Origin of the sequence: Massilia sp. CF038, assembly GCF_900129765.1 — a bacterium.
Classification (GTDB): Bacteria; Pseudomonadota; Gammaproteobacteria; order Burkholderiales; family Burkholderiaceae_D; genus Telluria_A.
Genome location: NZ_FQWU01000006.1, coordinates 1 through 22,342, shown reverse-complemented (window position 1 = coordinate 22,342; position 22,342 = coordinate 1). Strand labels below are relative to the sequence as shown.

The following is a 22,342-nucleotide window of genomic DNA, read 5'->3' as shown; positions in this document are numbered from 1 at the left end:
AAGTGAGCCGTCAATTATAGGGGAAATCTTGTATTGCTGAATCGAATGGGAGATAACCACTCGTCTAGACAAGAGCAGGACCGGGACCCGGTTCCGCTCTCAAAAGGCAGGATCAATGGTGATGCAGATTGGCGGGCGATTCCACCAGGAAGGAGTCAACGCCGTAGAGCGCGGCAAGACTTTGCAGGCCGGCAGGCACGTTAACGTAAGACAGCGCGGTGCCGGACTTGCGGGCAGCGCGTTTCCAGGCCAGCAGGACCGCCACGGCCGAGGAATCGGCCAGCTTGACCGATGCCAGGTCGAACACGGTGGTGCCTGCCTTGATGGCAGCGAGGCCCTGGTCCAGCGCCGAAGTGGCGTTCTGGACAGTCAGGGACTCGATGCTTTGCAGCTTGTTTGCTTGAGACATGTGTCGCTTTATTTCGCAGGTTTGATTGGCTTGCTGGCCAGCTTCTTGTTGCGTTCAGCCAAGGCCTTGATCAAACCGTCGATACCCGACTTGCTGATCTCGGTGGCGAAGGTACCCTTGTAGGTTTCCACCAGCCACGCGCCCAGCACGTTGATGTCGAAAATTTTCCAGCCCTGTGGCGACTTGGCCAGGCGATAGTTCAGGGTGACTGGCTCGCCGCGGGCCATGTTGACCACCGAGCGCACTTCCACTTCCTGGTCGGCCGGGTCGGCGCGCAGTGGCTTGAATTCCACGGTTTCATTCTTGATTTGCGACAGGGCGCCCGAATACGTGAACACCAGCAGGGTGCGGAATTCGTTCGACAGCTGCTTCTGCTGTTCCGGAGTGGCATCGCGCCAGTGACGGCCAGCAGCCAGTGCGGTCATGCGCTGGAAATCGACGTAAGGCAGGATCTTGGTTTCCACCAGGTCCATCACGCGCTTTTGGTTGCCGGCTTGAATTTCTTTGTCGGCCTTGGCGGTATCGATGACTTCGGCGCTGATGCGCTTGACGAGCGCGTCTGGTGCTTCGTTGGCAGGCGCCTGGGCAAAGGCGCTGGCGGTGGCCGCGAGGGCAACACCGGCGATAAGTTGTTTGATCAGTTTCATAAGCTCTTTTCTAAATAGTTGCATTTTGGGAAGACCGCAACCCATTTCATGGGTTCAGTTCTTCAGTTAACTACTTGGTGGGCGATTCGGATGACACGGGTTTCATTTCCGGCTCTGCCGGGGCAGCCACCGCCGCGGTCGCCGGAGCTGCTGGCGCTGCATCGGCCGGGGCAGCTGCAGGAGCGGCTGCAGGCACGTCTGCCGAGGTTGGCGCAGGAGTTTCCGCGGCCTTGGCAGGGGCGCCGGCGTCCGGATCTTCATAAGCGGCACGAATGCTCTGCGCGGTCGGCTCGGCATCGTCGCGGCGGGCGGCCTGCGCTTCCTTGCGCGAAGCTTCGCCATCGAAAATACGGTTCTGGCGCTGTTGTAAATAACCATCACGAATGAATTCGTAACGGTCCAGGGCAGCTTCTTCCATCAGATTGGTGGCGTCGAGCAAGACAGCGCGCTGGTCAACTACGCGCAGCACGGTACCGATGTTCTGGGCGCGCGAGGACATGCCGTTACCCCAGGGGTCGGCATAAATGTCCACCGGCAATGCCGCGGTATCGCGCAGGGTCGATGGGCCCAGCAGCGGCAGCATCACATACGGACCGCTCGGCATGCCCCAGTAACCCAGCGTCTGGCCGAAGTCTTCGTTGTGCTTTTGCAGACCGGCATCGGATGCGATATCGAGCAAACCAGCCAGACCGAAGGTGGAATTGATCATCACGCGGGTCAGGTCGGAGAAACCGCGCTCGCCTTTGCCCTGCATAAAGTTATTGGCACCGGTCCAGATGTCGCCCAAGTTTCCGAAGAAATTGTTCACGCCTGTTTGCACAAAGCTTGGCAGCACCGTCTTGTACGCAGTGGCGACTGGCTTGAGGGCATTGCGGTCCACCGCGTCGTTGAAGCTGAACATCGAACGGTTGTACTTCTCGTACGGGTCTTTCTCGGACAAGGAAGCGCAGCCGGTCAGAGCCACTGCGATAGCCAGCAGCGCGGCGGCGCGCATGCCTGCGAAATTAGTTTTCATCATTTGCTTTCTTCTTTTCCTTCAGCGGCCTTGCTGTAGATGAATTGATTGATCAAGTCTTCCAGCACGGTGGCGGACTGGGTGCGCGCAATCCGGTCGCCATTGGCCAGATTGTTGGTATCGCCACCCGCTTCAATTCCAATGTATTGCTCGCCCAACAGGCCAGCAGTCAGGATCTTCAGGGAACTATCTTTCGGGAATTTATAGCCCGCTTCGAGTTCCAAGGTTACCAGCGCCTGATAAGTCTTGTCATCAAACTTGATTTCACCGACGCGCCCGACCACCACACCGGCACTCTTGACCGGTGCTTGCGGCTTGAGGCCGCCGATATTGTCGAACTTGCCGGTCACCGAGTACGTCTGTCCGAATGACAGGGTGCTCATGTTGCCGGCCTTGAGCGCCAGGAACAATAGTGCGGCCAGGCCCAGCAGGACAAACAGGCCAACCCAGACGTCAACAGATTTACGATGCATTTTATTTCCTAACCCTTGTTGTTCGGCGCTAGTTACGCGCCGGATTCAAAATTACTTGTTAAACATGATGGCGGTCATCACGAAATCGAGGCCCCAGACCATCAGCGACGCGATCACCACAGTGCGGGTGGTCGCGCGCGACACGTCTTCCGGCGTCGGCTGCGCGTGATAGCCCTGGAACAGGGCGGTGAAGGTGACCGCGATACCAAACACGAAGCTCTTGACCACGCCATTCATGACGTCGGCGCGCACATCGACGTTGGCTTGCATCTGCGACCAGAACGCGCCTTCGTCCACACCAATCAATTTGCAGCCAACCAGATAACCACCGAGCACGCCCACCGCACTGAAGATGGTGGCCAGCACTGGCATCGCAATCACGCCAGCCCAGAAACGGGGCGCCAGCACGCGCTGGATTGGATTGATCGCCATCATTTCCATGGCCGACAGTTGCTCGCCGGCTTTCATCAAACCGATCTGGGCGGTTAGCGAAGTGCCGGCGCGGCCGGCAAACAGCAGAGCCGTCACGACCGGACCCAGTTCGCGCACCAGCGCCAGTGCCACGACCTGACCCAGCTTTTGTTCGGCACCGTAAGGCGTCAGCGTGATGTAACCCTGCAAGCCGAGCACCATGCCGACGAACAAGCCCGACACCACGATAATCACCAGCGAATAGTTACCGATGAAGTGAGTCTGCTCCGAGATCAAGCCCGGACGGCGCAAGGCGCCTGGCGAGACGCCCAGCAAATTAAAGAAGAAACGCGTCGCAAAGCCAACGCTGGCAATGCTTTCGCGCAAGGTAGAGCCGACTGCGGCCAGAGCGGTGGCGATCATGGCTGCGCTCCCAGACCAAGGTCATCGGCCAGCGAACGGCCAGGGTAGTGGAACGGCACCGGGCCGTCCGGCGCTGCATTGACGAACTGCTTCACGTAAGGATCTTCCGAAACACGCAGGTCGGCCGGGGTACCCTGGGCGACGATCTTGCCTGCGGACATAAAGTAAACATAGTCGGCGATCGCGAAACACTCGTGCACATCGTGCGACACCAGGATCGAGGTCGAGCCGAGCGCCACGTTCAGGCTGCGAATCAGGTTTGCGGTCACGCCCATCGAAATTGGATCGAGACCGGCGAACGGCTCGTCGTACATGATCAGTTCCGGATCGAGCGCAACAGCGCGGGCCACGGCCACGCGGCGCGCCATGCCGCCAGAAATCTCGGCCGGCTTGAGCTGGGCCGCGTTGCGCAGACCAACAGCGTGCAGCTTCATCAGCACCAGGTCGCGGATCAGTTCTTCCGGCAAATTGGTGTGCTCGCGCAGCGGAAACGCGACATTTTCGAACACCGTCAGATCGGTGAACAAGGCGCCAAATTGGAACAGCATGCCCATCTTGCGGCGCAGGCGGTACAAGCCATCGATATCGAGCTTGTGCACGATCTCGCCAGCCACCTTGACCTCGCCTTTTTGTGGGCGGATCTGGCCGCCGATCAAGCGCAGCACGGTAGTCTTGCCGCAGCCGGAACCGCCCATGACGGCCACGACTTTCCCGCGCGGGAAGTCCATGTTCAGATTCGACAGAATCGAACGTTCACCATAGGCAAAGTGCAGATCGCGGATTTCGACAAGATTGGACACGGGACTATTCATTTTTGGGAATGCCGTATTGTAGTGCAGAAACGGCAATCCCTGCTGGGAGAGGGGCGGTTTACAGGGGGTCAAGGGGGCTAGAATACAACACTACTGAACGGCGGGTCAGATATTTATGCGCGCAAGTGATTGTTTCTACGAAGGAAATTTTCGACGATGGTACGTGGCATGCGATAAACCTGGTCCTGCCATGACTGTTGTAGTTTGGCAATTTATTGGAAGGCTAGCCAGACGCTCCTTCAAGTATCGCCAGACGCGCCTTGCTGTATCAGCATCGCTGCGCTAATGAGGCGCATGTCCTGCTCCGAGATTTCAAACAAGCCAAAGCGCAGCTGGTAGCCCCAATTCTTTACCCCTGACGAAAACGCCAGCCGCGACAGCAGAGGCTTGATGGGTGTCTCGCGCGCCTCCCACCAGGCCACATCGCGCCGAAAAGGCTGAAACTGCTCGCTCACCAGCACCTGGTAAGGGTCACGGGCAAGCGCCTCCCCAATGGCAGTGAATGATTGTAAAGGAAGGCGCTCGCCGAACCGCTCGCTCGGTGAATAGTAAACCACCGTATCGCCTGGACGAATGCGCTTGAGCGGCCCGCCCTTACCGTGGCACACCTGCATGAATCCCTGTACGCGGCCCTGGCGCACGTGGTCGGCGGATGCCACCGCAATCCAACTCCGGCTGGATGTGGGCGCGTGGGGTGCGGGGAAGAATGAAGCTTGCTGCATATCTGCCTCCTGAACTTGAATGCCAAAATGTTATAGGCAGGCTGCGTCAATTTCTGTCAGGAGCATGCAGGCCCGTTCGAACAACTTGTTACAAGATGGTCCAACCCCGTCATTGCGGAACCGCCGTTTCAAAGAAGAGGGCGCGCAGGTGCGTGCCCACCGACGGAGACCATGATGAACGCACGATGCTACCCCGGCCTGCTAGCCGCCCTGATTCTGGCCGGCCTGGCCAGCCTGCCCGCCCACGCCACTCGCATCAATGCCCCCGTGGCAGTCCCGCACCAGGATCAATCAATCCCCGGACGTCAGGCAACCATCGAACTAATGTTCGTGCTGGACACCACCGGCTCGATGGGTGGCATGCTCGAAGGTGCAAAAGCAAAAATATGGGGTATCGTCAATGAGGTGCTGCAGCAAAGGCGCAATGCAGGTGCGACCATCCGGGTCGGGCTGGTAGCCTACCGAGATCGTGGCGACAACTATGTCACCCGCGTCACGCCGCTTAGTGCGAATCTGGATGCCGTGTACGCCCAGTTGATGAACTTCAAAGCTCAGGGTGGTGGCGATTCGCCCGAGGATGTCCGCAGCGCCATGGCCGAGGCTGTGCGCCTGGGCGGCTGGTCGGCGCCTTCGTCATCAACCTCGCAGGTCATCTTTTTGGTGGGCGACGCGCCGCCGCACGACGATTACCGCAACATGCCGGCTACTGATACCACTGCACGCAATGCCAGCCGGCGCGGCATTATTGTCAATGCGATTCAGTGCGGCGACGATCCCGAAACCCGCCACGCCTGGCGCAGCGCGGCCCAGTGGGGCGGCGGCGAATATTTCGCTATCGCACAGGACGGCGGGGTCGATGTGGTGGTGACACCCTATGACCAGGACCTGGCGCGCCTGGGCGAACAGATTGGCGGTACCTATATGGCGTATGGCAATACTGAAAAGCGGCGCGCCAGTCAGTCGGCGCAGGTGGCAATGGAATCAAACGTAGTGGCGGCGGCACCGGCGGCAGCCAAGGCCGACCGCGCCGTCAACAAGGCGCTGAATGCCAGGGCCTATGACGACAGCGATCTGCTGCAACAAGCGGAAGCGGGGAAAGTGACCTTGCCACAGATTGCGGAAGCGGAATTGCCGGATGCATTGCGCAAGCTATCGCCGGCCCAGCGGCAAGCGGCCCTGGACCAGGCGCTTGCGCAGCGCAAGGACTTGCGCGAGCGTATCGTGGCGCTCTCGAAACAGCGCGACCAGTATTTGGCTGCACAGCGCAGCGAGCGCGGTAGTCAAAGCGGGTTTGACGCAGCAGTGTCGGCCGCGCTGGCAAAGCAAATCAAATAGCCAGACTACTTTTGCAGAACACTTTTGCCGAAAAAGGAGCCGCCTATGCTTTATCAGCGCGGCTCCGGAAGCGCCAACCTCAGGAGCCACCGCGTGCTACAAGGTGAACATCGGCACCAAGTAAGTCGTAGTGCAACAACCCATGCTGCGGGAAATTGATCAAAACTCCTTTGTTTAGATAACTCCAGTTCACCCGCGAATATCTCTCACTGTACTCGTTGGTATCAATGATGCACACCACTTCTCCCTCTTTATCACTGCCTAGCTGCACCTTGTCGCCCATTTTTACTAACTCGCCAGCAGCATATCTCATATAGTCACCTTTGCTAACGCTGACATTACGAATGCCTAGTGGAACCGATGATTGAGCTCGAGGTCGTGATCTAGCTCGCCTTTTGCGCTCGTTCAAATTCATTCCGTCACGAAACAGAGCAAACGCAGTTTTTCTTAGATTTTCGCAATCCACAGCGCAAAAAGCCCGGCATACAGCCGGGCTTTTGCAAGGAATAGTATTTAGACCAATCTGGTTTTCGTCGACTACCTCGGCAGAACCGACGAACCCATCAGGAACTCGTCGACAGCGCGAGCAGCCTGGCGCCCTTCGCGGATGGCCCATACCACCAGCGACTGGCCGCGGCGCATGTCGCCCGCGACAAACACTTTCGGCACGCTGGTCTGGTAGCAGCCTTCGCCGTCCGTCGTGGCCTTGGCGTTGCCGCGCGCATCTTTTTCGACGCCAAAGGCATCCAGCACTTGCTGCACTGGCGACACGAAGCCCATCGCCAGCAAGACCAGGTCCGCCTTCATTTCGAATTCGGAATCCGGCACTTCAGCCATCTTGCCGTCTTTCCACTCAACGCGGCAAGCAATCAGCTTCTCGACCTTGCCGCCCTTGCCTTCGAGGCGCTTGGTGGCAACGGCCCAGTCGCGCTCGCAACCTTCTTCGTGCGAGGACGAGGTGCGCAGCTTGGTCGGCCAGTAGGGCCAGACCAGCGGCTTGTTCTCCTGTTCCGGTGGCATGGGCATCAATTCGAATTGCGTGACCGATGCGGCGCCATGGCGGTTAGAGGTACCCACGCAGTCGGAACCGGTGTCACCACCGCCGATGACGACCACGTGCTTGCCGCTGGCCTTGATCTGGTCCTTGACCTTGTCGCCGGCGTTGACCTTGTTTTGCAGCGGCAGGAAATCCATGGCGAAATGCACGCCCTTGAGCTCGCGGCCAGGCACTGGCAAGTCGCGCGGCGCTTCGGCGCCACCTGCCATGATGATGGCGTCGAAGTCCTTGGCCAGGTCTTCCGGGAAGATCGTTTCCTTGGCCCAGTTGTTGACGGTGGCAGGGAAGTCCTTGCCGACCAACACGCTGGTGCGGAACACGACGCCCTCGGCTTGCATCTGCTCGACGCGGCGGTCGATATGCGTCTTTTCCATCTTGAAGTCGGGGATGCCGTAACGCAGCAGGCCACCGATGCGGTCGCTCTTTTCAAACACGGTGACGGCGTGGCCCACGCGCGCCAGTTGCTGCGCCGCTGCCAGCCCGGCCGGACCGGAGCCAATCACGGCGACTTTCTTGCCGGTCAGCGTTTCCGGTGGCAGGGGCACGACCCAGCCGTGCTCCCAGCCGGTATCGATGATCTTGTGTTCGATGGACTTGATGCCGACCGGATCGTTGTTGATGCCAAGGGTGCAAGCCGATTCGCAAGGCGCAGGGCAGATGCGGCCGGTGAACTCCGGGAAGTTATTGGTCGAGTGCAGGTTCTCCAGCGCAGCGCGGTAGTTGCCGTGGTAAACCAGATCATTCCAGTCCGGGATGATGTTGTTGACCGGGCAGCCGCTGTTGCAGAAGGGGATGCCGCAATCCATGCAGCGCGCGGCCTGCACTTTGGCTTGCGGGTCGGACAGATGCAGGACAAATTCCTTGTAGTTCTTGAGGCGCGCCGCGGGCTCGAGATAGCCCTCGTCCTGACGCTTGAATTCCATGAAGCCGGTGATTTTACCCACGATGTTTTCCTTTTGTTCTCTGTTGCGCGCTTAGGCGGCGATCTTTTCAGCGGCTTCTTCCATGCTGCTGTTGTGCATTTCTTCCAGCGCCCGCTTGTAGTCGGTCGGGAATACTTTGACAAACTTGCTGCGGCCGGTTGCCCAGTCGTCCAGCAAGTTGCGCGCACGGGTGCTGCCGGTGTGCTTGAAATGGCGCTCGATCAGACGCTTGAGAATGACTTCATCGGCTTCGCGCACGCTGTCGCGGCTCTGGCTGTGCCAGCCCGACACGTCGCCCTGTTCCTTGGCGCTGACAACCCGCTCCAGATTGACCATCGTGGTGTTGCATTTCTTTTCGAAGTCGCCCAGCGGGTCGTATACATATGCCACGCCGCCCGACATGCCGGCCGCGAAGTTGCGCCCGGTCGCGCCCAGGACCACGACGGTGCCGCCGGTCATGTATTCGCAACCGTGGTCGCCGCAGCCTTCCACAATCGCCGTGGCGCCCGAGTTTCGCACCGCAAAGCGTTCGCCGGCAACGCCGTTAAAGAAGGCTTCGCCAGAAATAGCACCGTAGAGCACCGTATTACCGACAATGATGTTGTCCACGGCCCATCCACGGAACTCAGTGTTTGGCCGCACAATAATGCGCCCGCCCGACAAGCCCTTGCCCACGTAGTCGTTGCCTTCGCCCACCAGGTCGAGGGTGATGCCGGCTGCCAGGAATGCTGCTGCCGACTGGCCAGCCGTGCCTTGCAGCTGGATGTGGATGGTGTCGTCCGGCAGCCCGGCATGACCGTAGCGCTTGGCCACTTCACCAGACAGCATGGTGCCCACGGTACGGTTGACGTTGCGCACTGGCGAGATGAAGGAGACGCGCTCGCCTTTTTCCAGCGCCGCCTTGGCTTGCGCAATCAGTTTGTGGTCCAGCGCTTTTTCCAGACCGTGTTCCTGGAATTCCGTATGGAAGATCGACAAACCGTTGTTGATTTTTGGCTGGTAGAAGATGTTGGAGAAGTCCAGGCCCTGCGCCTTCCAGTGAGCAATGGCTTGCGACTTGTCCAGCAGGTCGGCGCGGCCAATCAGTTCGTCGAAGGTGCGGATGCCTAGCTGCGCCATCAGTTGGCGCGCTTCTTCGGCCACGAAGAAGAAGTAGTTGACCACGTACTCTGGCTTGCCAGCAAACTTGGCGCGCAGAATAGGATCCTGCGTCGCAACGCCGACCGGGCATGTATTCAGGTGGCACTTGCGCATCATGATGCAACCTTCGACCACCAGCGGCGCGGTAGCAAAGCCGATTTCGTCGGCGCCCAGCATGGCGGCAATGACGACGTCGCGACCGGTTTTCATCTGGCCGTCGGCTTGCACGCGGATGCGGCTGCGCAAGCCATTGAGCACCAGGGTTTGCTGGGTTTCGGCCAGGCCCAGTTCCCACGGCGTACCAGCGTGCTTGACCGATGACAGTGGCGAAGCGCCCGTGCCGCCGTCGTGCCCGGCCACAACCACGTGATCGGCCTTGGCCTTGGTAACGCCAGCCGCAACGGTGCCGATACCCACTTCCGACACGAGTTTGACCGAGATCGATGCGCGCGGGTTCGCGTTTTTCAGATCGTGAATCAACTGCGCCAGATCTTCGATCGAGTAGATGTCGTGGTGCGGCGGCGGGGAAATCAGGCCCACGCCTGGCACCGAGAAGCGCAGGCTGGCAATGTATTCCGACACCTTGTGGCCAGGCAGCTGACCGCCTTCGCCCGGCTTTGCACCCTGCGCCATCTTGATCTGAATCTGGTCGGCCGAGTTCAGGTACTCGGCCGTGACGCCGAAGCGTCCAGAGGCAACTTGCTTGATACGCGAACGCAGCGAGTCGCCGTCCTGCAATGGAATGTCGACCACGACGTTCTGCGCGCCGATGACGGACGACATTGTCTCCCCCTGCTTGATCGGGATGCCTTTCAATTCCTTGGTGTAGCGGAAAGGATCTTCGCCGCCTTCACCAGTGTTCGATTTGCCGCCGATGCGGTTCATGGCGATCGCCAGCGTGGCATGCGCTTCGGTGCTGATGGAACCGAGCGACATGGCGCCCGTGGCGAAGCGCTTGACGATCTCCTTGGCTGGCTCGACCTCATCGAGCGGAATAGCCTTGGTTGGATCAAGCTTGAACTCGAACAGGCCGCGCAGGGTCAGGTGGCGACGGCTCTGGTCATTGATGATCTGCGCGTATTCCTTGTAGCTGGAGAAGTTGTTGGCGCGGGTCGAGTGCTGCAGCTTTGCAATCGCATCCGGGGTCCACATATGGTCTTCGCCGCGTACGCGGAAGGCGTATTCGCCGCCGGTATCGAGCTGTTCCAGCAGCAGCGGGTCGTTGCCAAAGGCCAGGGTGTGCAGACGCAGCGCTTCTTCCGCCACTTCGAACACGCCGATGCCTTCCACGTTGGACGCCGTGCCCTTGAAGTATTTGTCGACCAGCGATTTATTCAGGCCAATGACTTCAAAGATTTGCGCACCGCAGTAAGACATGTAGGTCGAGATGCCCATTTTGGACATCACCTTCATCAAGCCTTTGCCGATGGCCTTGGTGTAGTTGTAGATCGCCGTTTCAGGCGACAGTTCACCGTGCAGACCGGCTGCCATTTCGGTCAGCGTTTCCATGGCCAGGTAAGGATGCACGGCTTCCGCGCCATAGCCGGCGAGCAGGGCGAAGTGATGGGTTTCGCGCGCCGAACCGGTCTCTACAACAAGGCCGGTCGAGGCGCGCAAGCCGCGGCCCACCAGGTGCAAGTGGATGGCGGAGGTGGCCAGCAGCGCAGGGATTGCCACCTGTTCCGCCGACATATTGCGGTCGGACACGATCAGGATATTGTGGCCGGAACGCACAGCATCGACCGCTTCCGCGCACAGCGACGCCAGCGACGCCTCAATCCCTTCCTTGCCCCAGGAAACCGGGTAGCAAATGTTCAGTTCATAGGATTTGAACTTGCTGCCAGTGTGGGCGCCGATGTTGCGCAGACGCGCCATATCGTCGAAACCGAGCACCGGCTGCGACACTTCCAGCCGCATCGGCGGATTGACGTTGTTGGTGTCGAGCAGGTTCGGCTTCGGCCCGATGAAGGACACCAGCGACATGACCATGGCTTCGCGGATCGGATCGATCGGCGGATTGGTCACCTGCGCGAACAATTGCTTGAAATAGTTGTAGAGCGGCTTGAGCTTGTTGGACATGACGGCCAGCGGCGAGTCATTGCCCATCGAACCTGTGGCTTCTTCACCCAGCAGGGCCATGGGCGCCATCAGGAACTTGAGGTCTTCCTGGGTGTAGCCAAACGCCTGTTGGCGGTCGAGCACGCTCGGCACGGCTTTTTCGCCTTGCGCAGGGCCATCCTTGACGCGGTTGTGTGCTAGCTGGCTTTCTGCCAGCTTGATTTCGTTGAGCTTGATGCGCACCGAATTGATCCACGCCTTGTACGGTTTGGCGTTGGAATACGTGTCTTTCAGCTCTTTATCGTCGATGATGCGGCCTGCTTCCAGGTCGATCAGGAACATCTTGCCAGGCTGCAGGCGCCATTTCTGGATGATTTTCGATTCCGGAATTGGCAGCACGCCCGATTCCGAGGCCATGACCACCAAATCGTCATCGGTGACGATATAGCGCGCTGGACGCAAGCCGTTGCGGTCCAGGGTGCCGCCGATGTGGCGGCCGTCGGTAAAGGCCATGGCGGCCGGGCCGTCCCATGGTTCCATCATCGCGGCGTGGTATTCGTAGAAGGCGCGGCGGTTGTCGTCCATCATGCCGTGGTTTTCCCAGGCTTCCGGGATCATCATCATCATGGCCTGGGCAATCGGATAGCCGGACATGATCAAGAGCTCAAGCGCATTGTCGAAGCAAGCCGTGTCGGACTGGCCTTCATAAATCAGTGGGAACAGTTTGCGCAGATCATCGCCCAGCACGGCAGACTTCATCACGCCTTCGCGCGCGCGCATCCAGTTGAAGTTACCTTTGACGGTGTTGATTTCGCCGTTGTGGGCAATCAGGCGGTACGGGTGGGCCAGCGGCCACTCCGGGAAGGTGTTGGTCGAGAAACGCTGGTGCACCAGCGCCAGCGCCGAGATGCAACGCGGATCCTGCAGGTCCTTGTAATACACGCCCACCTGGTCTGCCAGCAGCAAGCCCTTGTAGACGATGGTGCGGGCCGACATCGACGGCACAAAGAATTCTTTACCATGCAGCAGCTTGAGCGCCTGGATGGCGTGGCCGGAGGATTTGCGAATCACATACAGTTTGCGCTCCAGCGCGTCGGTGACCATGATGTCCGGGCCGCGGCCGATGAAGATCTGGCGAATCACCGGTTCCTTGCCGCGCACAGTAGGCGACATGGGCATGGCTTCATCGATTGGCACATTGCGCCAGCCCAGCACGACCTGGCCTTCGATGCGCACCGCGCGCTCAATTTCTTGTTCACAAGCGATACGGGACGCGTTTTCCTTCGGCAGGAAGACCATGCCAACGCCATATTCGCCAGGCGGCGGCAATTCCACCCCCTGCTTGGCCATTTCGTCGCGGAAGTACTGGTCCGGGATCTGGATCAGGATGCCGGCGCCGTCGCCCATCAGCTTGTCGGCACCGACCGCACCCCGGTGATCCAGGTTTTTCAGGATCAGCAAGCCTTGTTCAATGATGGAGTGACTCTTGTTGCCCTTGATGTGGGCGATGAAGCCGACGCCGCAGGCATCGTGTTCATTGGACGGGTCGTACAAACCTTGGGCAATCATGCGTTTTCTCCACAGCTTTTGAAGTCGAAACTCAAGATTAGTGCAATGCAGCAGACAGCGTCAATAAGATTAAATAGGGTCGGAGTCGAATTAATTGGAAGTGGGTTGACGCGGAAATTAATTAGGGACACAGTCGATCACGGCAGTACTCGGTCAGGGCGCGTCCAAGAAATCGTTATGTCAGGTTGCTTCGACAGGCTTTTTGAAGGGGCGGCCGCGCTTGGCGGGCAGAACCTGGCGCTTGGCGCGCAGCTGTAGCTCGGCCTTGAATTTGTCGGAACCCAGGGGCCAGCCTTTCAATACAGCCGCGTCGACCGCTTCCCGCTCAGCCGGGCTCAAGGAGGGGCGGCTCAGTTCAATATAGGCAGCCTCGCGCTGAAACGGCGTATTGCCGAGAGCCCAATACAGGGCGTGATCGGTGATGACGGAGTCTGGTTTAATGCCGGTATGGTGGGGGTAGCTGGACCAGGGATAGTGCAGCGGGTCGGAAACAAGCAGATTGCGCACGGCGTTCGTTTCGATATAGCGGCTGACCAGCATGAAATAGCGTTCGGGATCGATCAGCGAAGTCTTGAATCGGCCCTGGAACAGGCCGCCGCTACGTGCATATTTGGCGTTATACCAGGGAACGTAATAGCGGCCGACCCGTTGCATGGTCTGGGCCAGGCCCTCGACTGTGGCAGGGGTAGCCAGCAGGTGAAGGTGATCCTGCATCAGGGCGTAGGCGTGAATCGCCACCTTGAATTCCTTGGCGCTTTCCTTCAGCCAGCCTAAAAAGCGCTGATAATCTTCGTCTTCACGGAAGATCGCCTGGTTGTTGTTACCAGATTGGATGATGTGGTGCGGGTAATTGGCGACAACGAGGCGGGGAAGGCGGGCCATGGGACGGTAAAAAGGACAGGAAAAGCCGATTCTAGCGAATCGCGCTCGACCTGTCCCTAATTATTTTAGCAAGATGGATTTGCATGGGCGACTCTGTCCCCATTTACATCGCCCTCGCGAAGGCGGGCTCGCATGCGAGCCCCCATAGCGCTTTTCCGGATTTGCTAAAGTGGAATAGGCCCCCGCCTGCGCGAGGGCGATGTTGGTTAGGAAAGGGTAAAGCCCGCTGACAGGCTGTAACCTTCGCCGTATGCACTGCGCAATGGCAGGTCCTGCCCCAGACCACTGCGCGCCTTCTTGCGCAAGCGGTACACGAGCATGTCGACGCGACGGCTCGCATCCGGATCTTCCCCGCCCATGCCAGCCACAATCACCTGGCGCGGTACTGGCCGGGTATTAATAGTAAGTAAGTGAAGGAAATTGCATTCCTTCTCAGTCAAATCAATCACCGAACCCATGAGCTCAAGTTGGCGGGCACTTACTTTCAATGTCCACTTGCTCGGCTGCGGGGTGCTCGGTTCAGGTGGACGGACGCGGCGGTCCAGCGCTTCGATGTGCGCAGCCAGCTCGGGGAACTTGATGGGTTTGGTGAGATAGTGGTCGGCGCCCAGGCGCAGGCCGAGAATACGGTTGTCGAAAGCAACGCGGCCGGTGAGCACCAGCAAGCCGATTTCGGGATACAGCTGGCGCATGCGGGGAATGACGTTGAAGCCGTCCTCATCCGGTAGGCCAAGATCAAGAACGACCACGGCAGCTGGCGTCTTGGTCAGCGCGGCCCACATTTCACCGGCGGTGGTGGCAATCGTGACTTCATGGTCGAGTTCCGAAAGGAACTCCGCCATATCGCCTGCGTAATCACCGTTGTCTTCAACAATTAAAATTTGCGTCATGGGTTGGCCATTCTTATTTAATTCGTGAACCCCGAGCGTGTGATTTTTCAAGAAAAATCGCGGTGCCTACCCTGCTTCCATTAGCGGAATTATCACAGTTGATCACTTAGGATGCAACACTTTTCCCTGTTCCGCTTTGCGCAGGCAACCATATTCGGAATTCTGCGCCCGCTGGCGCAACATTCCGGGCGCTGATATTGCCACCATGCACCTCAATCACCGATTTCGCCATGTACAGGCCCAGGCCGGAGCCAGCGCCGAGCGCGTTGCTGCCTCGGTAGCGCTTGCCAAAAATCGTTTCAAGCTCCGCTTCCGGGACACCGAGGCCCGCGTCGCGCAGCTGGAAGACCGTGCCGCCATCGGCCTGCATGCCGGTCAGAACCAGAGGCGCAGCGGCGGGTGAGTACTGGAGCGCGTTATCGACCAGCACCTTGAGTGCCATGCGCAGCCCGCTTGGCTGGCAACGCAGACTGACTGGCAAGTGACCGAGTTCCACCACTACCTCACGGCCCGCCGCGCGCACCATGGCTGCCGCCTCTTCCAGCAAGACCGCAGGCGAAGCACTGTCGGCCGGCTTGGACGCGCCCGCCTCGGCCATACGTTCCGGCGACAAATATTCGTCCATTATCCCGATCAAGCGGTCGACAGCGGCTTGGATTTTGCGATAACGCTGGCGAGTGGGCTCATCAACCGCACTGGCGCCCGACTCCAGGCGCTGGATGGCGCCGTCGATGGTCGACAATGGTGTACGGAATTCGTGGTTGAGCATACTGGTGAACTTGCGCTGGCGTGCAGCCTGCTCGCGCGCTGCGCTGACGTCGCGCACGACGCCGACAACAGAAGCGGCGACACCGTGGGCGTTGACAAGAATGGTGGAGCTCACTTCCACCGGCAGAGTACGGCCGTCGGCAAGGCGCAATTCGAACTGCCGCACGACGCGTTCGCGCGAGCGATCACCAGCGGTGAAACGGCGTAGCCGCTCGGGCAAGCCCGCGCACACGCTGGCCAGGGGACCGCCGCTCGTGCCGCCAGCGAACTCGGCGCGCACATCGTCCAGATCGTAGCCCGAGATGGCGGCGGCTGATGGGCTCAAATAGACCGGCAAGCCGCTGACGCAATCGACAATCCAGGCAATGTCGCCATGCAGCTCCGCAATGGCGCGAAATTGCTCAACGCTGCCATGGCCAGGGTGGGATTCGTGTTCTGCAGCACTGCGGCTCATCGGAAACCTTTCTCAACACCGGGGTTGCTGGGCGCGGACAACTTGCAAAAATGAGGTCTGACCCCAGGCCGTTTACGTTAAAGGGGCTTACTCTTCCAGCGGAGCAAAGATGGCTTGCAGGTCTTCTTGCGTCAGGGCCATCTTGTGGGCTTCGCCTTCGGCCAGGATCGATTGCGCCAGGTCCGATTTTTTCTGCTGCAACAGCTGAATCTTTTCTTCCAGCGTGCCCTTGGCGATCAGCTTGTACACAAACACCGGCTTGTCCTGGCCAATCCGCCAGGCGCGGTCGGTGGCCTGGTTTTCGGCAGCCGGATTCCACCATGGGTCGTAGTGGATCACGGTGTCCGCCGCTGTCAGGTTCAGACCGACGCCGCCTGCTTTCAGACTGATCAAGAAGATCGGTACTGCGCCCTGCTGGAACGCGGCCACCTGGGCGGAGCGGTCTTTGGTGTCGCCAGTTAATAGCGCATAAGGAATGCGGCGCAGGTCGAGTTCTTCCTGGATCAGGGCCAGCATGCTGGTGAATTGCGAGAACACCAGGATTTTGCGGCCTTCTTCCAGCAGATCGTCGACCATTTGCATCAGGTCGATCAGCTTGGCCGAGCCGCTTTCCTTCTTGCGCGACGGTAGCGTTTTGACCAGGCGCGGGTCGCAGCAAACCTGGCGCAGCTTGAGCAGCGCTTCCAGAATCACGATCTGGCTGCGGGCCACGCCTTTTTTGTCGATCTCGTCGCGCACCTTCTTGTCCATCGCCAGGCGCACGGTTTCGTACAGGTCGCGCTGGGCGCCTGACAATTCCACCTTGCGCACCATTTCCGTTTTCGGCGGCAGTTCCTTGGCGACGTTGTCTTTGGTACGGCGCAGCAGGAAGGGACGGATGCGGCGGTTCAGCAGCGCGCGGCGCAGCGGGTCGTCCTGGCGTTCGATCGGGTGGCGGAACTGCGTGTTGAAGGTCTTTTCGTCCCCCAGCAATCCCGGCAGCAGGAAGTGGAACTGCGACCACAGTTCGCCCAGGTGGTTTTCCAGCGGCGTGCCGGTCAGGCACAGGCGGTGGCGCGACTTGAGCAAGCCCGCGCTTTGCGCTGCCTTGGAGCGGTTGTTCTTGATGTAATGTGATTCATCCAGGATCACCAGGTGATACTCGTGCTCGCGCAGTTTTTCTTCGTCGCGCGGCAGCAATGCGTAGGTGGTCAGGATCAGATCGCATTCGTCGATCTTGTCGAATTGTTCCAGCCGTTCTTTCCCTTGCAGCAGGAGCACGCGCAAGCTCGGCGCAAAGCGCGCGGCTTCGTCCTGCCAGTTGGTCATCAGGCTGGTCGGGGCAATCACCAGGGCTGGCGCAGTCAGGCGCCCTGCCTCTTTTTCGATCAGGATGTGCGCCAGGGTCTGGACGGTTTTGCCCAGACCCATGTCGTCGGCCAGAATGCCAGCCAGGTCGTATTCGCGCAGGAATTGCATCCAGGCCAGACCGTCCAGCTGGTAGTCACGCAGGGTGGCTTGCAAGCCGGCTGGCGGCGCCACCTTTTGCACCGAGCCAAACAGACTGAGCTTGCGGCCGGTTTCGCGCAGCTTTTCGCCGCCGAACCAATTGAGTTCGGTGCCACGCGCCAGTTCTTCCAGGCGCCCCGCGTCCAGCGTCGACAGCCGGACCTTGTTTTTGATCTTTTCGCTGAAGTAGAGTTCACCCAGCGTGTTCAAGATAGGTTTGAGGCGGCCCCAGGGCAGAGCCACGCGCACGCCATCGGGCAAGGTGGCCAGCATCTGGTCAATGTCGGCGTGGGCGGCCAGTACTTCGGGGTTGAAGTCGGTGGGCGCGCTGCGGATCAGTTGCACAAGCACCGGCAGCAGCGGCACGCGCTTTTGCGCCACCACGATGCCCAGCTCCAGCTCGAACCAGGCGTTGCCGGCTTCGGCAGGCTCGTCGATTTCGGCGTACCAGTCTTCCACTGCGACCACGTCGTAGCGGTATTTATTCGATTTCTGAACATGCCAGCCGCTGTCGCTCAGCCCGTCAAGCTCGCCTTCGGCAAAGCGCAGCCAGTGCGCCTGGCTCTCCAGCTGCAAGGCGCCAGCCAGCCCATTGAGCGGCGGCGTCTGCGGCTTGCGGAAACCAAGCGCGGTCAATTGCTCCAGCGCAGCGGCTTCAGCGTCGACATCGCGCGCAATGACTTCAGTCACGTCGCCAATCTGACGCACCACGCGCTGGGCCGGATCGAAGGACACGCGTTCGCCATCGTAGTCAAAGGAAATGACGGCGTAATCATGCCAGCGCTGCAGCGTGCCATCGGCCAGTTGCACGCTGTCGAGCAGCAGATAGGGACGTGGCTTGACGTCGTCGCGCATGCGCTGGGTCAGCGGCTGCGGCAAAGGCATCAGTTGCTGCAAGCCATGCGCGAGCAGCAGTTGGGATACGCGTTTCTTGTCGTTGCCGGTCAGGGCAGGGGCTTGCGCAACCAGGGCTTGCAAGTCGGCCAGGGAAATATCGACGCCGCCGCGGTTGAGCGCCAGCGCGCCGCAGGACAGGTTGTCGATATACCAAGGGGGATCGGTGGGCAGCATGTAGTCGATCTGATCGGCGCCGCTGTGGGTGGCGCCCTTGGGCGCTTCCACCTGCCAGCCCAGCTTGGCGGTGCGGCCCTCGTCGCGCCACACCAGGTTCGCCGCGCGCACCGGTCCCTGCTGCAGGGGATAGATCAGGCCGTTGGCCATGTCGGCCCAGGAATTGGCCCACAAAAGCTTGTCTTGCTGCAACAGCATCTCGAGCAGGATGGCGCCTACCTTGCCCTTGGGCTCGGTGGCACTGCCCCCTTGCGAAGCGGCACCGCTGCGCATGGCGATAAAGAAGCGGACCAAGTCTTCGTCATCACCTTCCAAATAGGCGGGCGGGGCCGACAGCAGGGAAAACACTTCACTCACAGGACTGGCGGCCGCCACTTCGCCGTTCGGCTTCAAGCGTGCCTTGCATAAACATAAGGCCACGTGGCGCCCGCCGCTGGTGGGCGCCAGCACATACACGAACTTGTATTGGGCGATCTTGGGATCTTTGACTTCCAGGTCCAGCTTGGGCTGCGGATGGGCCGCCGCCTCGACCCGCTGCAGCCAGCTCGCAATCGGTGCGGACAGGGCAGGCGCAGGGGCGGCATGCGGCGCCGCTGGCGTGGCTGGTTTTGCTTCGCGGGTTTCGTCGCGCGTTAAATCCGTCGTGTGCATTGTTTCTGTCAGGGCAGTATCGAGAACGATAACACTCGATATTATCCGACAAAGGGCGTTTTGTGTTCTGTTCTCTTTCGCACTCAGCAATGCTACCCCGGCTGAATAAATGCATATGGGCATTAATACCGATTCCAGGCGGCAATAACTCCCGCCTGCACACCACCCCGGTGCTGTCAAGACTGGCGCATTCGCGGCGATTGCGTATCATTCCGGGCTTGACTCACCAGCGTTCCGCGATTGCGGATGTTTCCCATGCTCCCACCAATTGAACAACGTCTCGCCCTTGAACTTGCCGCCAAGCCGGTGCAAGTTGCCGCCGCCATCGCCCTGCTGGACGAAGGCGCCACCGTGCCTTTCATTGCGCGTTACCGCAAGGAAGCAACCGGCGGCCTGGACGATATCCAGCTGCGTCTGCTTGAAGAACGCTTGCGCTACCTGCGCGAGCTGGAAGAGCGGCGCGCCTCGATCATTGCCTCGATCACCGAACAGAACAAGATGACACCAGCGTTGCTGGACGCTGTTACCCATGCGGAAGACAAGACCCGCCTGGAAGATTTGTACCTGCCGTACAAGCAAAAACGCCGCACCAAGGCCCAGATCGCCATTGAAGCCGGTCTGGCGCCGCTGGCCGACGGCTTGCTGGCCGATCCAACCATCAACCCGGAAGAAGAAGCAATCAAGTATCTGAAGGAAGCGTTTACCACCACCGATGGCAACAATCCCGGCGTGGTGGATGCCAAAGCTGCACTCGACGGTGCGCGCCAGATCCTGATGGAGCGCTTCGCCGAGGACGCTACCCTGCTGCAATCGCTGCGCGATTACGTGCAGGAACACGGCGTGGTCGATTCCAAGGTGGTCGAGGGCAAGCAGGATGAAGGCGAAAAGTTCGCCGACTACTTCGATTATTCCGAAACCATTTCGACGGTGCCATCGCACCGCGCGCTGGCGCTGCTGCGCGGACGCCGCGAAGGCATTCTGGACGTGACCCTGCGCCTGGACACGGAAGCCGAAAAGCCAAAGTGGGACGCGCCGCACAACCCTTGCGAAGGCCGCATTGCCGCCCGCTTCGGTATCAAGAATCTGGGCCGCCCGGCCGACAAATGGCTGGCCGATACGGCGCGCTGGACCTGGCGCGTGAAGAGCTTCATGCACCTGGAAACCGAATTGATGGGCGCCCTGCGCGAACGCGCCGAGCTCGATGCCATCAATGTGTTCGCCCTCAATCTGAAGGCATTGCTGCTGGCGGCACCGGCCGGCCAGCGCGCCACCATGGGCCTGGACCCCGGTTTGCGCACGGGCGTGAAAGTGGCCGTGGTGGACGCGACCGGCAAGGTGGTCGATACCGCCGTGATCTACCCGCACCAGCCCAAGAATGACTGGGATGGTTCGCTGCATGTCCTGGGCGCGCTGGCGGCCAAGCATAATGTGTCGCTGATCTCGATCGGTAACGGCACCGCCTCGCGCGAAACCGACAAGCTGGCGCAGGACCTGATCAAGCAGCGCGCGGAACTGAAGATGACCAAGATCGTCGTCTCGGAAGCGGGTGCCTCGGTGTACTCGGCCTCGGAGTTTGCTTCGCGCGAGCTGCCGGACATGGATGTGTCGCTGCGCGGCGCGGTCTCGATTGCGCGCCGCCTGCAGGACCCGCTGGCCGAACTGGTGAAGATCGACCCCAAGTCGATCGGCGTGGGCCAGTACCAGCACGATGTATCGCAAACCCAGCTGGCGCGCTCGCTCGACGCCGTAGTGGAAGATTGCGTGAACGCGGTTGGGGTGGATGTCAATACGGCGTCGGCGCCGCTGCTGGCGCGGGTGTCGGGCTTGTCCTCCTCGGTCGCGCAAAGCATTGTGTCGTACCGCGACCTGAAAGGCGCCTTTACCTCGCGCGCCGCGCTCAAGGCGGTGCCGCGCCTCGGCGACAAGACCTTCGAACAGGCGGCCGGCTTCCTGCGCGTGATGGGTGGCGACAATCCGCTCGACGCCTCGGCCGTGCACCCGGAATCGTATCCGCTGGTGGAAAAAATCCTGGCCGATATCAAGAAGAACATGAAGGCCGTGATTGGCGACAGCTCGCTGCTCAAGACGCTCAATCCGGCCCGCTACGCTGATGAAAAATTCGGCGTGCCGACCATTACCGACATTCTGAAGGAGCTGGAAAAGCCGGGCCGCGATCCGCGTCCGGAATTCACCACCGCCACCTTCAAGGAAGGCGTGGAAGAGATCCGCGACCTGCGCCCGGACATGATCCTCGAGGGCGTGGTCACCAACGTGGCCGCGTTTGGCGCGTTCGTGGACATCGGCGTGCACCAGGATGGTCTGGTGCATATTTCGGCCTTGTCGAATACCTTCGTCAAGGATCCGCACACGGTGGTCAAAGCCGGGCAGGTGGTGCGCGTGAAGGTGCTGGAAGTCGATGAAAAGCGCAAGCGCATCGCCCTGACCATGCGCCTGACCGACAGCGCGCCGCAAGCCGGTGCCAAGCCGGAGCAGCGTGGCGACCGCAATGATCGCAAGAGCCTGGCGCAGCACCAGCAAAAGAATGACCGCACGCCAGCGCCAGCAGGCGGCACCATGGCAGCGGCCTTCGCCAAGCTGCGCGGCTAAGCGTGAAGATCAGCGCCTGCGACCCGGCCAGCGCCGATGCGCAGGTGCTGATGGAAGAGCTGTCGGCCACGCTGGCAGCGATCACAGGGGCCAGCGGCAAGGCCTCGTTTGCGGCTGGTGATGCAGGCTTGGTGTTCGTGGTTGCCCGCGCTGATGACTGTGGCTTGCTTGGCTGCGGGGCAGTGCGGCCCCTGGCCGAGGGCGTGGGCGAGATCAAGCGCATGTACGCGCGGCCCGGGACACGCGGCGTGGGTGCGGCCATTCTGGCGCATCTGGAGACGCAGGGTTTTCCGGAACTGTGGCTGGAAACGCGTAAGGTGAATGCCCGTGCAGTGGCGTTCTACCGCAAGCACGGTTATGCGGAAATGCCGAACTACGGCCAGTACATCGGCCGCGCCGAAGCCATCTGCTTCCGCAAAACCTTTTAACGCACCCACATCGCCCTCTATACGTCACGAAGACGTTATGATTCCAGGGACGCTTGGAAAACCGAGCGCAGGCAGGCTGAATCGTCCTCAAGGCCGTGAGCCTGTTTCG

The 22,342-nt window shown here is 60.2% G+C and carries 17 protein-coding genes; 3 read left to right on the top strand and 14 right to left on the bottom strand.

Annotated features, from left to right (window positions below; translation table 11 throughout):
• Nucleotides 1-112: 112 nt before the first annotated feature.
• The 7 genes from BUC24_RS24255 to BUC24_RS24225 all read right to left on the bottom strand — a co-directional run bounded on the left by BUC24_RS24255 (nt 113) and on the right by BUC24_RS24225 (nt 4,912).
• Entirely contained in the window at nt 113-409 is a 297-nt protein-coding gene (locus BUC24_RS24255; protein ID WP_073222973.1) for an STAS domain-containing protein, read from the bottom strand.
• Between the two features lie 8 nt (nt 410-417).
• On the bottom strand, nt 418-1,056 hold the full coding sequence (locus tag BUC24_RS24250; RefSeq protein WP_073222972.1) for an MlaC/ttg2D family ABC transporter substrate-binding protein: 639 nt from the start codon (nt 1,054-1,056) through the stop codon (nt 418-420).
• 70 nt (nt 1,057-1,126) lie between these two features.
• Nucleotides 1,127-2,071, bottom strand: a complete 945-nt coding sequence (locus BUC24_RS24245; RefSeq protein WP_373887985.1) for an MlaA family lipoprotein — start codon at nt 2,069-2,071, stop codon at nt 1,127-1,129.
• Entirely contained in the window at nt 2,071-2,544 is a 474-nt protein-coding gene (gene mlaD, locus BUC24_RS24240; RefSeq protein WP_073222968.1) for an outer membrane lipid asymmetry maintenance protein MlaD, read from the bottom strand. The genes BUC24_RS24245 and mlaD overlap by 1 nt, the downstream gene beginning before the upstream one ends.
• 51 nt (nt 2,545-2,595) lie before the next feature.
• Nucleotides 2,596-3,378, bottom strand: coding sequence for a lipid asymmetry maintenance ABC transporter permease subunit MlaE (gene mlaE / locus BUC24_RS24235; protein ID WP_073222966.1), 783 nt, complete (start codon nt 3,376-3,378; stop codon nt 2,596-2,598).
• Nucleotides 3,375-4,190 carry an ABC transporter ATP-binding protein gene (locus tag BUC24_RS24230; RefSeq protein ID WP_073222964.1) on the bottom strand — a complete coding sequence of 272 codons (816 nt, stop codon included), beginning with the start codon at nt 4,188-4,190 and terminating at the stop codon, nt 3,375-3,377. The genes mlaE and BUC24_RS24230 overlap by 4 nt, the downstream gene beginning before the upstream one ends.
• Before the next feature lie 239 nt (nt 4,191-4,429).
• Entirely contained in the window at nt 4,430-4,912 is a 483-nt protein-coding gene (locus BUC24_RS24225; RefSeq protein WP_073222963.1) for an EVE domain-containing protein, read from the bottom strand.
• A 171-nt stretch (nt 4,913-5,083) separates the two neighbouring features.
• On the opposite strand from BUC24_RS24225, the gene BUC24_RS24220 reads away from it, so the two are divergent.
• On the top strand, nt 5,084-6,247 hold the full coding sequence (locus tag BUC24_RS24220; RefSeq protein WP_083599130.1) for a vWA domain-containing protein: 1,164 nt from the start codon (nt 5,084-5,086) through the stop codon (nt 6,245-6,247).
• Between the two features lie 79 nt (nt 6,248-6,326).
• Here the strand turns inward: BUC24_RS24220 and BUC24_RS24215 are convergent, their stop codons facing one another.
• The 7 genes from BUC24_RS24215 to BUC24_RS24185 all read right to left on the bottom strand — a co-directional run bounded on the left by BUC24_RS24215 (nt 6,327) and on the right by BUC24_RS24185 (nt 19,198).
• Nucleotides 6,327-6,560: a hypothetical protein gene (locus BUC24_RS24215; protein ID WP_073222960.1), complete on the bottom strand. Its 234-nt coding sequence runs from the start codon at nt 6,558-6,560 to the stop codon at nt 6,327-6,329.
• Nucleotides 6,561-6,784: 224 nt separating this feature from the next.
• Complete coding sequence (locus BUC24_RS24210) at nt 6,785-8,248, bottom strand: glutamate synthase subunit beta (protein ID WP_073222958.1); 1,464 nt, start codon at nt 8,246-8,248, stop codon at nt 6,785-6,787.
• Nucleotides 8,249-8,278: 30 nt separating this feature from the next.
• Nucleotides 8,279-12,994: a glutamate synthase-related protein gene (locus BUC24_RS24205; RefSeq protein ID WP_073222956.1), complete on the bottom strand. Its 4,716-nt coding sequence runs from the start codon at nt 12,992-12,994 to the stop codon at nt 8,279-8,281.
• A 180-nt stretch (nt 12,995-13,174) separates the two neighbouring features.
• Nucleotides 13,175-13,876: a transposase gene (locus BUC24_RS24200; RefSeq protein WP_073222954.1), complete on the bottom strand. Its 702-nt coding sequence runs from the start codon at nt 13,874-13,876 to the stop codon at nt 13,175-13,177.
• 206 nt (nt 13,877-14,082) lie between these two features.
• Nucleotides 14,083-14,766 carry a response regulator transcription factor gene (locus tag BUC24_RS24195; protein ID WP_073222952.1) on the bottom strand — a complete coding sequence of 228 codons (684 nt, stop codon included), beginning with the start codon at nt 14,764-14,766 and terminating at the stop codon, nt 14,083-14,085.
• 106 nt (nt 14,767-14,872) lie between these two features.
• Entirely contained in the window at nt 14,873-15,988 is a 1,116-nt protein-coding gene (locus tag BUC24_RS24190) for a PAS domain-containing sensor histidine kinase (protein WP_073222950.1), read from the bottom strand.
• Nucleotides 15,989-16,075: 87 nt separating this feature from the next.
• A complete protein-coding gene (locus BUC24_RS24185; RefSeq protein WP_073222948.1) occupies nt 16,076-19,198 on the bottom strand; it encodes a DEAD/DEAH box helicase in 3,123 nt (1,040 codons plus the stop codon).
• 255 nt (nt 19,199-19,453) lie between these two features.
• On the opposite strand from BUC24_RS24185, the gene BUC24_RS24180 reads away from it, so the two are divergent.
• Nucleotides 19,454-21,805, top strand: coding sequence for a Tex family protein (locus BUC24_RS24180; RefSeq protein WP_073223244.1), 2,352 nt, complete (start codon nt 19,454-19,456; stop codon nt 21,803-21,805).
• Nucleotides 21,806-21,807: 2 nt separating this feature from the next.
• Complete coding sequence (locus BUC24_RS24175) at nt 21,808-22,233, top strand: GNAT family N-acetyltransferase (RefSeq protein WP_073222947.1); 426 nt, start codon at nt 21,808-21,810, stop codon at nt 22,231-22,233.
• Nucleotides 22,234-22,342 lie beyond the last annotated feature (109 nt).